This window comes from Proteus terrae (genome assembly GCF_003144325.1).
In the GTDB taxonomy this organism is placed as follows: domain Bacteria; phylum Pseudomonadota; class Gammaproteobacteria; order Enterobacterales; family Enterobacteriaceae; genus Proteus; species Proteus terrae.
In genome coordinates, this window is the sequence record NZ_PENS01000001.1 from 146,156 (window position 1) to 160,623 (window position 14,468).

Annotated in this window: 12 protein-coding genes and 1 other RNA gene; 5 read left to right on the top strand and 8 right to left on the bottom strand. The window is 38.8% G+C overall.

Annotated elements, in window-relative coordinates; all coding sequences use genetic code 11:
* Positions 1 to 27 precede the first annotated feature (27 nt).
* Entirely contained in the window at positions 28 to 381 is a 354-nt protein-coding gene (locus DK857_RS00645; RefSeq protein WP_023580846.1) for a DsrE/DsrF/TusD sulfur relay family protein, read from the bottom strand.
* A gap of 28 nt (positions 382 to 409) precedes the next feature.
* Positions 410 to 1,054 (bottom strand): multidrug efflux transporter transcriptional repressor AcrR, encoded by a 645-nt coding sequence (gene acrR / locus DK857_RS00650; RefSeq protein ID WP_109393263.1) that lies wholly within the window; start codon positions 1,052 to 1,054, stop codon positions 410 to 412.
* A gap of 124 nt (positions 1,055 to 1,178) precedes the next feature.
* Between acrR and DK857_RS00655 the strand changes: the two genes are divergently transcribed.
* The 4 genes from DK857_RS00655 to DK857_RS00670 all read left to right on the top strand — a co-directional run bounded on the left by DK857_RS00655 (position 1,179) and on the right by DK857_RS00670 (position 6,790).
* The gene (locus tag DK857_RS00655; protein WP_109401298.1) at positions 1,179 to 2,372 is read left to right on the top strand and encodes an efflux RND transporter periplasmic adaptor subunit; all 1,194 of its coding nucleotides are present in this window, start codon (positions 1,179 to 1,181) and stop codon (positions 2,370 to 2,372) included.
* Between the two features lie 14 nt (positions 2,373 to 2,386).
* Positions 2,387 to 5,536, top strand: a complete 3,150-nt coding sequence (locus DK857_RS00660; protein ID WP_075671963.1) for an efflux RND transporter permease subunit — start codon at positions 2,387 to 2,389, stop codon at positions 5,534 to 5,536.
* Positions 5,537 to 6,178: 642 nt separating this feature from the next.
* Positions 6,179 to 6,541, top strand: a complete 363-nt coding sequence (tomB, locus tag DK857_RS00665) for an Hha toxicity modulator TomB (RefSeq protein WP_109393261.1) — start codon at positions 6,179 to 6,181, stop codon at positions 6,539 to 6,541.
* Positions 6,542 to 6,586: 45 nt separating this feature from the next.
* A complete protein-coding gene (locus DK857_RS00670; protein ID WP_006535062.1) occupies positions 6,587 to 6,790 on the top strand; it encodes an HHA domain-containing protein in 204 nt (67 codons plus the stop codon).
* 391 nt (positions 6,791 to 7,181) lie between these two features.
* On the opposite strand, the gene ffs is transcribed toward DK857_RS00670, so the two are convergent.
* An RNA gene (ffs, locus tag DK857_RS00675) (signal recognition particle sRNA small type) lies at positions 7,182 to 7,278 on the bottom strand.
* A gap of 324 nt (positions 7,279 to 7,602) precedes the next feature.
* Here ffs and tesB point away from each other — a divergent pair.
* Positions 7,603 to 8,478, top strand: coding sequence for an acyl-CoA thioesterase II (tesB, locus tag DK857_RS00680; RefSeq protein WP_088493671.1), 876 nt, complete (start codon positions 7,603 to 7,605; stop codon positions 8,476 to 8,478).
* A gap of 42 nt (positions 8,479 to 8,520) precedes the next feature.
* Here tesB and amtB read toward each other — a convergent pair whose 3' ends face one another.
* The 5 genes from amtB to DK857_RS00705 form a co-directional block, all read right to left on the bottom strand.
* Complete coding sequence (gene amtB, locus DK857_RS00685) at positions 8,521 to 9,813, bottom strand: ammonium transporter AmtB (protein WP_098941102.1); 1,293 nt, start codon at positions 9,811 to 9,813, stop codon at positions 8,521 to 8,523.
* 12 nt (positions 9,814 to 9,825) lie between these two features.
* Positions 9,826 to 10,164, bottom strand: a complete 339-nt coding sequence (gene glnK / locus DK857_RS00690; protein WP_098941103.1) for a P-II family nitrogen regulator — start codon at positions 10,162 to 10,164, stop codon at positions 9,826 to 9,828.
* Between the two features lie 242 nt (positions 10,165 to 10,406).
* A complete protein-coding gene (locus DK857_RS00695) occupies positions 10,407 to 12,194 on the bottom strand; it encodes a SmdB family multidrug efflux ABC transporter permease/ATP-binding protein (RefSeq protein WP_109401299.1) in 1,788 nt (595 codons plus the stop codon).
* Complete coding sequence (locus DK857_RS00700) at positions 12,181 to 13,926, bottom strand: SmdA family multidrug ABC transporter permease/ATP-binding protein (protein ID WP_109401300.1); 1,746 nt, start codon at positions 13,924 to 13,926, stop codon at positions 12,181 to 12,183. The genes DK857_RS00695 and DK857_RS00700 overlap by 14 nt, the downstream gene beginning before the upstream one ends.
* Before the next feature lie 55 nt (positions 13,927 to 13,981).
* Positions 13,982 to 14,443, bottom strand: a complete 462-nt coding sequence (locus DK857_RS00705) for an Lrp/AsnC family transcriptional regulator (protein ID WP_036911686.1) — start codon at positions 14,441 to 14,443, stop codon at positions 13,982 to 13,984.
* Positions 14,444 to 14,468: the final 25 nt, after the last annotated feature.

Sequence of the window (14,468 nt, forward strand, 5' to 3'; positions counted from 1 at the left end):
TTCTCGCCTGAGAAAACGAAATGGTGATCAGAAAGTCAGTATTTTATCAGCGTCTAATGTCCACTGAGCTAAATCTACTAATGTGCCTAATTCTGCACCATCAACAAGTGGTAAATCACTGATACCACGAGTATCTGTACATGTTTTACAGAGTTTAACTGGAACGTTCTGGGCAGTTAGAATTTCCAACATTTGCTGTAAGTTATAACCTTCTTTAGGTTGTTGACGAGCTAAAGCCCCAGTCACAGCGTCTGACATTAAAAAAATATTTAATTCAGTTTCTGGATGCTGTTCTTTTAATGTTATTGATAAACGCAGTGCATTAAATAATGATTCATTACCATAAGCTGCACCGTTAGCAATAACTAATACTTTACTCATAAACATCTTCCTCAAATTTAATAATAAATTAAGATGGCACTGATATTCTCATATTTGCGCTGTGCTTTATCATATCAATAAAGCTATCAACCAAATATTGACATTCATCTTTGATAGAAAAACTTTCTGGTGAAAATAACCAGTTTTCGGCAAGACCTGTCATCATTGCTCTTAACATGATGGCGGATCTTCTTAAGTTAAGGTCGGCAGGAAGTTGTTTTTTTTCAATACAACGAGATAAAGACTGTTCTATTCTGGAGTAATCGGCTGCACACAATTCTCTGCGAATTTCAACAATTGGTGTCATTTCACCGACAAATTCGCATTTATGGAAATATATTTCTAAAAGTGCATTATGTTTGGGATCTTCTACAATTGATGTCAATATGTAAATAAGCAATTCTCTTAATACAAATAGTGGATCATCTGGGTATTTTGTTTGATACTCTATTTCTAAAGATTCTATTTTTAAGTCGGTGAGTTCGCACGCTTCAGTAAATAAATCCACTTTATTTTTAAAGTGCCAATATATTGCGCCACGGGTAACACCTGCCGCGGATGCAATATCTGAAAGTGATGTGGCAGAAACGCCTTGCACAGTAAACAACCTAAGTGCAGCATCAATAATCTGCTGTTTTGTTTCTTGTGCCTGCCGTTTAGTTTTTCGTGCCATTAATCCTCGATTTTGACTGAAGTTAATTTACATACATTCATGTATGTTTGTACTATACATCGCAACCAATCATCAACTTAATTATTTTTATCCCGGGAAACAACGTTTGAATAGAGGTTTTCTTATGCGAAAAAACAGAGGGGTTTTGCCTCTGGCTCTGTTAGTGCTATCAGGCAGCTTGGTTCTTGCTGGATGTGACGACAAAGCTAAACAGTCTGCTGGGGGTCCACCTCCTGCACCGGCTGTCGGTGTTGTGACTTTAGGAGCGCAAGCTCTGACAATCACAACTGATTTACCTGGTCGTACATCAGCCTTCCGTATTGCTGAAGTTCGTCCTCAAGTTGGCGGCATTATTTTAAAACGCAATTACACCGAAGGTAGCTATGTAGAAGCAGGTACATCTTTGTACCAAATCGACCCAGCTATGTTTGAAGCAACTTTAAATAGTGCGCAAGCTGAACTAGCGAAAGCTAAAGCTAATGCTGAAATAGCTCGTCTCACTGTGGAGCGTTATAAGCCTCTGCTGGGTACAAACTATGTCAGTAAACAAGATTTTGATACCGCAACTTCTCAGTATGCACAAGCTGTCGCTGCTGTTAGAGCGGGCGAAGCAGCTGTCACAACGGCAAAGATTAATCTTGAATATACGAAAGTAACGGCTCCAATTTCAGGTCGTTCGGGTAAATCAACGGTGACTGAAGGCGCCCTTGTCGCTCCAGGTCAACAAGTCGCGCTGACAACTGTTCAGCAAATCGATCCGATTTACGTCAATGTGACACAGTCGAGTGAAGATTACCTGAAACTCAAAAATGAAATTGAAAGTGGCGTTATTCGTCAAGAGCAAGGCAAACCTGTTGTTCATTTAACACTGACTAATGGGCAAGCTTACGCACAGAAAGGCCATTTAGAATTTTCTGATGTGACTGTTGATGAGACAACAGGCTCAATTACTATGCGTGCTATCGTACCTAACCCAAATGGGGAATTATTACCAGGTATGTTTGTTCGTACTAAGTTAGAAAATGGTATTCGCCAAAATGCAGTTTTGATCCCACAACAAGCTGTGATTCGTACAGCCCGTGGTGATGCAACAGCAATGATTGTTAATAAAGACAACGTTGTTGAAGTTCGTACCATCGAAGTGTCACAAGCTGTTGGTAATAAATGGCTCGTTAATAATGGTGTTCAGGCTGGTGATCGCGTTATCGTTTCTGGATTGCAAAAAGCAAAACCAAAAATGACAGTAACGCCTCAAGAAGAGAATTTAGATGCAAAGCCATCACCTGAACAAACTGAGCCAGCTAAGAATCCTCAATAAGGAGTCGGTGATCCATGCCTAAGTTTTTTATAGATAGACCGATATTTGCGTGGGTAATTGCGATAATTACCATGCTCGCAGGTCTTCTGGCACTCATCAAACTGCCTGTTGCCCAGTATCCAACGATTGCGCCGCCAGCGATTTCTATCTCTGCGGTTTATCCTGGTGCTGACGCCACCACCGTGCAGAACACCGTTACCCAAGTTATCGAACAGAATATGAATGGTATCGATAACATGGTGTATATGTCTGCGACCAGTGACTCAGCAGGTATGATGAATATCACTCTGACCTTTGAAGCAGGTACTGACCCTGATATCGCGCAAGTACAGGTGCAGAATAAACTGCAACTTGCCATGCCGTTATTACCTCAGGAAGTGCAACAACAAGGGATTAGTGTTGATAAATCCTCAAGTTCATTCTTGATGGTTGCAGGGTTCATCTCAAGTGACGGTTCAATGTCACAAGATGATATTGCAGACTATGTGGGTGCAACGATTAAAGACCCGTTAAGCCGTGTAACCGGTGTGGGTGAAACCCAGTTATTTGGTACCCAATACGCAATGCGTATTTGGTTAGATCCAGATAAATTGGTGAAATATAACATGACAACACTTGACGTTATTGGTGCAATTAGAGCGCAAAATAACCAAGTGGCTGCGGGTCAATTAGGGGGCACACCTCCTGTTCCTGGTCAGCGTTTAAACGTATCTATTATTGCTCAAACTCGACTTAATACCGCAGAGCAATTTGGCGACATCCTGATGAAAGTCAACACTGACGGTTCGCAGGTTAAGCTAAAAGATCTGGGTATTGTTGAAATGGGGGCTGAAAACTACAGCACTATTGCTCGCTTTAATGGCCTACCTGCTTCTGGTATTGGTATTAAGTTAGCAACAGGAGCTAACGCATTAGATACCGCGACAGCTGTACGTGCTGCATTAGCTGAAATGGAACCGTTCTTCCCTGCGGGATTAGAGGTCGTTTATCCTTATGATACAACGCCATTCGTTAAGATCTCTATTTTCGAAGTGGTAAAAACGCTTATTGAAGCCATCATGCTGGTATTCGTAGTTATGTATCTGTTCTTACAGAACTTCCGTGCTACGTTAATCCCAACAATTGCAGTACCTGTTGTATTGTTAGGTACTTTCGCCATACTCTCGGCGTTTGGTTATTCGATAAATACCTTGACGATGTTTGCGATGGTGCTTGCCATCGGGCTTCTGGTGGATGACGCCATCGTTGTGGTAGAAAACGTCGAACGTGTTATGCAAGAAGAAGGTTTATCACCTAAAGAAGCAACACGTAAATCTATGGGACAAATCCAAAGTGCTCTGGTCGGTATCGCCCTAGTGCTTTCAGCGGTATTTATTCCAATGGCATTCTTTGGTGGTTCAACTGGTGCGATTTATCGCCAGTTCTCTATCACTATCGTATCAGCAATGGTGCTGTCTGTTTTCGTTGCCTTGATTTTAACACCTGCACTTTGTGCAACGATGTTAAAACCTGTACCGAAAGGTAGTCATGGTGTGCAAACTGGTTTCTTTGGTTGGTTTAACCGTACCTTTGAAAAGAGTAGTCATCACTATACTGACAGCGTATCCCGTACACTTCGTGGTACTGGTCGTTACTTATTAATTTACGTTTTATTAGTGGCTGGTATGGCGTTAATGTTTATTCGCTTACCTGCATCGTTCTTACCCGAAGAAGACCAAGGGGTATTACTGACAATGGTTCAGTTACCTGCGGGTTCAACACAAGAACAAACACAAGACGTTCTGGAAAGAGTAAATGACTACTTCAATACCGATGAAAAAGAGCTCGTTAAATCTGTCTTTACCGTAAGTGGCTTCGGCTTCGGTGGTCAAGGGCAAAATATGGGCCTAGTCTTCGTTGTATTGAATGATTGGAGTGAGCGTAAAGCAGATGAAGACAAAGTTCCGGCAATTGTAGGGCGTGCCAATATGGCATTATCCCAAATTAAGGAAGCCTTTGTTTACTCATTTAATATTCCAGCAATTGTTGAGTTAGGTTCTGCGGGTGGTTTCGAATTCGAGTTAGTGGATAAAGCCAACCTCGGTCACGATAAACTCATGGAAGCTCGAAATCAATTACTCGGAATGGCAGCGCAACAGCCTGAAATGTTAATGGGTGTGCGTCCTAATGGTCAGGAAGATACATCACAGTATCGTCTATATATTGACCTAGAGAAAGCACAAGCTCAAGGTGTTGCAATTAGCGATATCTATTCAACATTAGGTACCATGTTTGGTGGTAGTTACGTTAACGACTTTATCGACCGTGGTCGTGTTAAGAAAGTTTACGTTCAAGCTGAATCACAATTCCGCATGTTGCCACAAGATATTGGTAATCTTTATGTTCGTAACAATGTCGGTCAGATGGTTCCATTCTCATCATTCATTGATACAAGTAAAGATCCTTGGTTATACGGTTCTCCTCGTTTAGAGCGTTATAACGGTTTACCAGCAGTTCAAATTCAAGGTAGTGCAACACCAGGTCAAAGTAGTGGTGACGCAATGCTGATGATGGAAGATCTCGCCAGTAAATTACCAAGCGGTATCGGCTATGAATGGACAGGAATGTCATATCAAGAACGTTTATCAGGTAACCAGGCTCCAGCGCTGTATACCATTTCCTTGATAGTCGTATTCCTTTGCCTTGCTGCTCTTTATGAAAGCTGGTCAGTACCGTTCTCAGTTATGTTAGTCGTTCCACTGGGTGTTATCGGTGCGCTTGCATTAACATCACTCAGAGGTCTTGAAAACGACGTTTACTTTAAGGTTGGGCTCTTAACAACCATTGGGTTATCGGCGAAAAACGCAATATTAATTGTTGAATTCGCCAAAGATCTGATGGAGAAAGAAGGCAAAGGACTCATAGAAGCAACGTTAGACTCCGTAAGAATGCGTCTACGTCCAATTCTAATGACTTCATTGGCCTTTATGTTAGGGGTTATTCCTCTGGTATTAAGTAACGGCGCAGGTTCTGGTGCTCAGAACTCCGTAGGTACAGGTGTATTTGGTGGTATGATTGCCGCAACTTCCCTTGCTATCTACTTCGTTCCTATTTTCTTCGTCGTGATCCGTAGACGATTCGCGAAGAAAAATGAAGATTTAGAGCATCCAAATCATTCACACTAATTTGAATGAATTTGAGTGAGAATGCCAAAAAGGTCGCGAAAGCGACCTTTTTCTTTATCTATTGATGTCTTGTTTTAAATGAAAACTTATCTCATTATATTATTTTTAGGAAATATCTCTTTAATCAATAAATTTATTTTATTTTTTTTCTTATATGTGACTTTTTGTCAAAATTAAACAGTTCTGTTATTTATAAATAACAGCGATAATTATGCCTCTATTGCACGCTTAAACATTCAAATCATAATAAAAACAAAGATAATCATTACGTTAAGAAAAACACTCTTTAATTGAGATTTATTGATTTTTACGAAAATAGACAAAATTCTGTTGTTCAGATAGTGACTTATGCAATAATAGTGCTATATTAAGCAAAGAAATACTTATTGTATAAATTTTAAACTCATTCGAGTGCAATTGAGTGCTTAGTATTATCTTTTGATATGCTATTACTTTGTTAGAAATAATAAATATAACTATTAAACTCTTTTAGCATATGAGTAAATATAAACACCCATTTTCAAGTTTATGTTTTTTTATTAATCCATTAATGAATTATGTGATGTCTCTCGTTAATAAGTTCAATTTTAAGTATTTATCATTATTAATGAATATTTTCTATTAATTCAATTACGATATGTTATGGACGAATATTCACCAGAAAAAGTAGATTTAGCTGAATTGTCATTTTTATGTGAAGAGCTATTGCAGCAAGCTTTAGGCTCATTAGATAAAGGTAGCACAGTTTGGCACAACGATCTGAGTAGCACAAAAAGCGTTGACCTTAATGTCCTAATTGAACACATTATGGACTTTAGTTGGAAATTTAAGATTAAATACCCAGATAAACATGCCATTAATACGCTTATAGATGAGTACCTTGAAGAGACTTATCGTTTATTTGGTAATACATCAATTTCTTACTCAGATATCAATAATTGGAAAGAGTTAAACTTGTCACTTTTAACTCTCATTGCCAAAAACCCAAAAAGTTATATTAAGTAAATTTAATTATCTTTAGTTTTATTTTAATAATAGAGAAAAGACAACATGACTAAGACAGACTATCTAATGCGTTTAAGAAAATGTACTTCAATCGAAACATTAGAGCGTGTGATTGAAAAAAACAAATATGAATTATCTGATGATGAACTGGAGCTGTTTTATTCAGCCGCAGACCACCGTTTAGCCGAACTCACAATGAATAAGCTATATGATAAAATCCCAGCGTCTGTTTGGAAATTTGTAAGATAATCTAGTTCTATTTAATTACCTTAGCTTTATTTTTGCTATTTTTATTTTTTATAGTAGTAGGGTTATTATTTCTTAATTTAGATATCGTTTTATTCACGTTTTCTTATCAGTAGAATGATTACACACCATCATGCCGTTGACTTATTACGGCATGACTGCATTGCTTTACCCGAATATTCCTTCCATTTATAAACACTACCGTAAATTTTCCAATAATAAATTGATACATTGAGCATACTATTTTCTATTCAATAATATTGACTCTTAAACCTAAAGAAAACAGCGCTCAAAAACACGTATAGTAAGTTAAAATATAAAGGGAAATAAATAACCTTAGGAGATAATAATTATGAGAGATTAGAAATTATGAAGGACTAGAAATTGGGTGGGGCCTTGCCAGCGACATCCCGGCACACGCGACACCTGCCATGGCTGCTTCCTTCCGGACCTGACCGAGTTAACAAGTTAGCGTTGCGGGAGAACCAACAAGACCCCATAGATTGTCTTATTGCTAAGACGACACGCATTATGTTTTAAACTGACTTAAATAGCAAGGAAAGCAAGCCTAAGTGATGATTAATTATCCAAATATGTACTCACTGATTATTCAATTGCCTTTAACGCTCTTTTTTCCTCTCATAAATTCATCAGAGGGTATTCAATAAGCTGATAAATAATAATCTCCATCAACTCTGTGCATTTATCATTAGGTTGCGATCTAAGAGAAAAAAGGGAGATTATTTTTTATCTTCTTAGGATTGTATATAATCAACTTTATAAAAAATAACCAGATCTAATGATACAGGTACACTATGAGTCAAGCATTGAAAGATCTCATCAATTTGATGGCACTTGAAAAAATAGAAGAAGGTCTATTTAGAGGTCAAAGCGAAGATTTAGGATTACCTCAAGTTTTTGGTGGGCAAGTAGTAGGACAAGCACTATACGCTGCAAAACAGACAATTGCTGATAACCGTTATATCAACTCATTTCATAGCTACTTTTTACGTCCTGGTGATAGCCATAAGCCTATCGTTTATGATGTAGAATTTATCCGTGATGGTGGCTCATTTAGCACTCGTAGAGTCAGTGCGATCCAGCACGGTAAGCCTATTTTCTATATGACGGTTTCTTTTCAAGAATTTGAAGAAGGTTTTGAACATCAAGATGCAATGCCAGATGTTCCTTTTCCAAATGAACTTATTTCACAACATGAGATTTTAAAGAAATTAGCGCCTAAATTACCTGAACCGATTAAATCTTTAGCACTACGAGAAACGCCTTTTGAGGCGCGTCCAGTGCAATATTTTAGCCCTTTTGGCTACTCTAAAGCGCCTGCTGAACGTTATGTTTGGTATCGTAGTCGTGGTGAAATGCCATCTGATCCTTTCTTGCATCAATACTTGCTTGGCTATGTCTCTGATTTTGACTTTTTACCAACCGCTCTCCAACCTTATGGTTTAGGCTTTATGGATACAAGCCTGCAAGTTGCTACAATTGACCATTCGATGTGGTTTCATCGTCCATTCCGTGTGGATGATTGGTTGCTTTATGTGATTGAAAGTCCTTCAGCATCAGGTGGTAGAGGATTTGTGAGAGGTAAATTCTTTAATACAAACGGTCAGCTAGTAGCATCTTCTGTTCAGGAAGGAGTTATTCGCCAAAAACGTACTAAACATTCAAAATAATATTTTGGCATATTCCCCCCTCAAAAGAGGGGGAATAGACAATTACTGCTGATAAGCTCTTTCACCATGAGTTGTTAAATCTAATCCATCATGCTCTTCCTCTTCAGAAACGCGTAACCCCACCAGCTTATCTGCGATTTTAAAACTGATATAAGCAACAGCACCAGACCAAATTACTGTAATCACAACACTCATTAATTGAATTAAAACCTGTTTACTCAGTGTCATACCATCGCTATACCCTACACCACCTAAAAATGAAGCTGTAAATATCCCTGTTAATAGGCAACCTGCAATACCGCAAGTACCATGAATACCAAAAACATCACAAACATCATCGGCTTTTAACCAACGCTTCAAAACAACAACCCCCCAAAGCCCAATAATCCCTCCCATTACACCAATAAATAAAGCGCCCATCACTCCAACTGTGCCAGCAGCAGGCGTAATCGCCACTAACCCTGCAATACAACCTGAACAACCACCTAACATAGAGGGCTTACCTCTGGTTATCCATTCTGATGCAGTCCAAGAAAGTACGGCTCCCGCTGTTGCAACTACCGTATTTAAAAACGCTAAAGCTGCAATCGCATTTGCACTGCCAGCAGAGCCTGCATTAAAACCGAACCAACCGATATAAAGTACAGCCGTACCTGTAAAAACCATGGGCAAATTATGAGGTTTAAGCGCTGTATGCTGACTATCACGTCGTTTTCCAAGTAAGTAAGCACCAACAAGAGCTGCAATAGCAGCATTAATATGTACGACGGTTCCCCCAGCAAAATCTAATGCACCATCATCGATTAACCAGCCACCTTCTCCCCATACCATATGAGCAATAGGGATATAAGAAAAAGTGAACCAAATAATCGTAAAAATAAGCAATGCAGAAAAACGAATGCGCTCTCCTAATGCTCCAACAATTAATGCAACAGTGATAACAGCAAACGATCCTTGAAAAGCAACATGCACATACTGATTAATTGAACCAGAGAGTGAATCCAGTGATACGTTATTCAAAAAAGTAAGTGACCACCCACCCCAGACTTTATTGCCCACAGTAAAAGCCAAACTATAGCCAAAAGTTATCCAAAGAATGACCACAACACTAAAGATCATCATCACTTGTGTGATCAAAGAAAGTACGTTTTTACTTCTTAGTAATCCTCCATAAAACAAGGCGATACCGGGTATAGTCATAAAGAAAACCAAAGCAGTACATATCAACATAAAACCATTATCGGCTTTATCAACAGTCACTGTTTCAGTCGCAAATACAGATGAAGAAAAGTGTGTAAGCACTAACATTAATAGCAAAGAAAGTAAGCGTTTCATCGAATATCTCCTTTAAAGTGCTTCATCACCAGATTCACCAGTACGAATACGGACTGCCTGCAATAATTCCAAAACAAAAATTTTTCCATCTCCTACTTTTCCTGTATCTGTCGCTTGCATAATCACTTGCATAACAGGCTCAAGTTGTTCATCACAAATAGCGAGTTCTATTTTTACTTTGGGCAGAAAATTAACTTCGTATTCTGCTCCTCTATATAGCTCTGCATGTCCTTTCTGTCGCCCATATCCCTTTACTTCACTGATTGTCATTCCCTTTATGCCTAACTCAGAAAGTGACTCTCGTACTTCTTCTAATTTAAATGGCTTAATAATGGCGATGATATATTTCATATAAACCTCGTCGATATTTGAAAGAGCAAAGTCTATATAGCAAAGCAAAAGATATGCCACTATTTAATTGATTGATATTTATAAAAAAATAAATATTTAAAACAATTAAAGTGAAAAGATTCACCGAATTGGTGCAAAAAGATAACGGCTATTTTGCTCAAAGCAAGATAATCGGGAAATAAAAAAGGGCACATACATAAAAATGATGTGCCCTTTAAAATTATATTTTTTATTTAAGGTTATTATTCTACTTCAATAGGATCTTGTTCTTGTAAAGACTCTCTGACTTGCTGTAATTGATACATATTATAGTATCTGCCTTTTTGTGAGAGTAACTTAGCATGATCGCCCTGCTCGACAATTGCACCACGATGAAGCACCACAATTTCATTGGCTTCAATAATAGTGGAGAGTCGATGAGCAATAATAATCAGTGTCGTTTTTTCTCTAACCACTTTTAACGCTTTCTGTATGGCTTGTTCTGTTCCTGAGTCAATATTTGCTGTTGCCTCATCCAGAATAAGAATACGAGGAGGTATTAATAGTACACGAGCCAATGCAAGTAACTGCTTTTGCCCAGCAGATAAGCGGCTACCTTGCTCACCAAGTTCTGTTTGTAGCCCTTCAGGTAATGCTTTAGCCCACTGATCAAGTTGTACTGTCTCTAGAACATGCCATAAATGTGACTCATCACATTCACGCCCTAATGTAATATTGTCATGCAGTGAACCTGACAATAAAACAGGATCTTGCTGCACCATCGCAATACCACTGCGTAATGCGGCGTGAGAGTACGCTTCTAACGGTTGATTATCTAAAAAGATACTCCCTTTTTGCCAAGGGTAATTTCCCATTAATAAACTAGCTAAAGTACTCTTTCCACTTCCTGTGTGCCCAACAAATGCGACAAAATGACGAGCAGGAATAGTTAAATTGATATCTTTTAATACCCATTGCTCATCACGATACGCAAACCAAAGAGAGCTAACGTCAATATTACCTTGGGTGATGGTGTGTGATGATGAACCGTAGCGCTGCAAAGGAGCATCCATTAGTTCAAAAACACGTTCACCAGAGACAACTGCCTGTTGTAAAATCGACTGCTGAGATGTAAGGGTGATCAAGGGTTCATTTAATCGACCTAAATAACTAATAAATGCATAAATAACCCCAACACCAATAACAGCACTGCCTTGATACCCAAACAGCATTAATAAACCACACAGAACCAACGCAGAGAGCATACTTAGTAAAGGACGTAATAACAGGCCATCAAGTTTTAACGCTTTCATACGTGCTTGGTAATGTTGCCAGCTGTCATCTGACATTCTTTCACCAAATCGAGCTTGTTGCCTAAATTGCTGAATAACTGACATGCCATTGATGACTTCATGGAAACCATCATTTATATTGGCGAGAAAATGACGCACATTACGAACTATCGGCGTACTAAGTCGCTGATAAAGCATCATTACACCAATAACTGCAGGGAAGATTGTCATCGCGATTAATGCCATTTGCCATTCTAATAAGAACATGGCGATCAGCATTACAACCACTAAAGCAACCGCTCGGAATAATGTTGGTAACACGTTCACAAACAAATCTTTAATCGTCTCAGTGTCATTTGTTACACGAGAAATTAATTGCCCTACAGGCTGATTATCAAAAGCACTTAATGGCTGTTTTAGTGCCGCACTCATTACATCAGTGCGTAATTGTTGTACAACCCCAACTGCCGCATGATTAAACACAATAGCTTGATAATAGTGAAGTGTGGCAGCGATCACCTGTAAAAGGATGAAAGCTAACGCCAGGCCTAATGATGACATTAACTCCACATTATTTGTGGCAACTTTTGCATCAATAAAATAACCAACAATTAATGGGCCTCCCACTTCTGCAATGGCAGCTGCCCACAACATAATGACACCCCATGCCATAGGCTTGCGATAGTTTTTACCATAAGTCAAAAGACGCTTTAATGCAGGTAATAGCGCTTTAACGGATTTATTTTTATTCATCGTCATCCAGCGCGGCCTCTAATTGCTGATAATGGTACATATCTTGATACCAACCTGGTATTGAAATTAATTGCTGATGTGTACCTTGCTCTATAATCTCACCCTGTTTTAAAACTAAAATATTAGTAGCACCAACTAATGCAGATAAGCGATGAGCGCTAATAATTAACGTTCTGTCTTTTCGCCATTGCGACAAGTTTTGCAAAATTTGATATTCAGTCTGTCCATCAACAGCGGATAGAGCGTCATCTAATAATAAAATTTCAGCATCCAATAATAGTGCTCGAGCAATAGAAATACGCTGTTTTTGTCCACCAGATAACATCACGCCCTTTTCACCGACTTGTGTTTGATATCCTTCCGGTAAGCGTAAAATATCCTCATGAATATTTGCCAGTTTCGCAACAGACTCTATTTCTTCTTTTGTCGCATCAGGACGCCCTAAGGCAATATTTCCCGCGATGGTATCTGAAAATAGGAAAGGTGTTTGATTAACAACGGCCAATCGTGCTCGCCATTCATCAAGTTTCAATTGATAAATAGGTATAGATTGAAAACAAATCTCACCTTCAGTCACATCATAAAGTCGTTGAATAACAGAAAGTAATGTACTTTTTCCACTTCCAGTCATTCCACAAACACCCAACATTTCACCGGGTGATAATGTGAAATGAACATTTTTCAGTGTTTCTGTTGTTTGTTCGGGATATTGGAAACGTTTGATATCAACAGATAACACACCTCGACCTTGCTTTGGTGATAATTCACCATCAACCATATCGAGTTTTTCATCCAATAAACTATTAATCCGGCTATAAGCAGCACTACCACGCTCAACAATATTGAACATCCATGCTAATGCCAGCATTGGCCAGATCATTTGCCCCAAATACATTACAAAGCTAGTTAGTTCACCCAATGTCATTTTGCCATTAATAACAAAATAACTACCTCCAGCCACAGCGAGTAAATTAGCAAAACCAATAGCGATGAAAATAGTAGGATCAAATAGCGCATCAATTCGTGCAACACGCATATTTTGGCGTCCAGTTTCTTTTGCAACATCATCAAAACGAGAGGCATGCTGTTGCTCTAGTCCGAATGATTTGATCATGCGAATACTACTCAGGCTTTCTTGTGCTTGATTATTGAGTGAAGAGAAAAGTGCCTGTGCAGTTTTAAAGCGGCTGTGTAGTTTATCGCCATATCGCTTAATTAAAATTGCCATGATTGGCATAGGTAATAATGAAATTAATGTTAGTTCCCAACTTAACTGAATACTCATCATGACAAGCACAGCAAGCCCCATAACCATAGAATCCACTAAGGTCAATACACCTTCGCCCGCTGCAAAAACGACTTTATCAACATCATTGGTGGTACGTGCGATTAAATCACCTGTACGATAGCGGTGATAAAATGAAGAGGATTGCTGGTTAAGTTGTTGGTAAATTTGCATCCGCAGTTTCACTGCTAGTTGATAAGATGCACCAAATAACCAAAGACGCCAAAAATAACGTAAAAGATAAACTGCGAGGGCAATTAATACCATCACACCAATCCAATTCATTACTTGGCTAAATGTCAGACTATGGTTATCGACACCATCCACAATGATCCCAACAATTTTCGGGGGGATCACCTGTAATACTGCGATAACCATCAATAAGAAAATGGCACCTACATAACGACGCCATTCACTGAGAAAATACCAACTGAGCTGTGAAAATAGAGCCACGCCTTAAATCCTAAGGTTATACAAAAATAAAAGTGCCAGTTGGTAAAGATGAACCTTATTCAGGTATCGGCATTGCCGTTGTGTATTTAATTTTTTCCATTGCGAAGTTAGAAGTCACATCAATAAGACCCGGTACGCCATTAACCATACGCTTATAAAATAGGTCGTAACTTTTCATGTCTACTACTTCAACATGCATTAGATAATCACACTCACCCGCCATTCGATAGAATGTCAGTACTTCTGGCATTTGCTTAACAAATGAAACAAACTGTTCGTACCATTCGCTATTATGTTGCTGTGTTCTAATCATAACAATAACTGTTAGACCTAGCCCGATTTTTTCACTATCAAGCAGCGCAACGCGCTTACGAATATACCCTTCATCCTCTAGTCTTTTCAATCGTTTCCAGCAAGGTGTTGAGGTTAGGTTAACAGCCTCAGCCAAAGTATTCAGTGAGAGGCTTGAATCTTCCTGTAATAGCGCTAATAGTTTACGGTCAATCTTATCTAACATAGATACTCCTTCAAAATATGCCCCT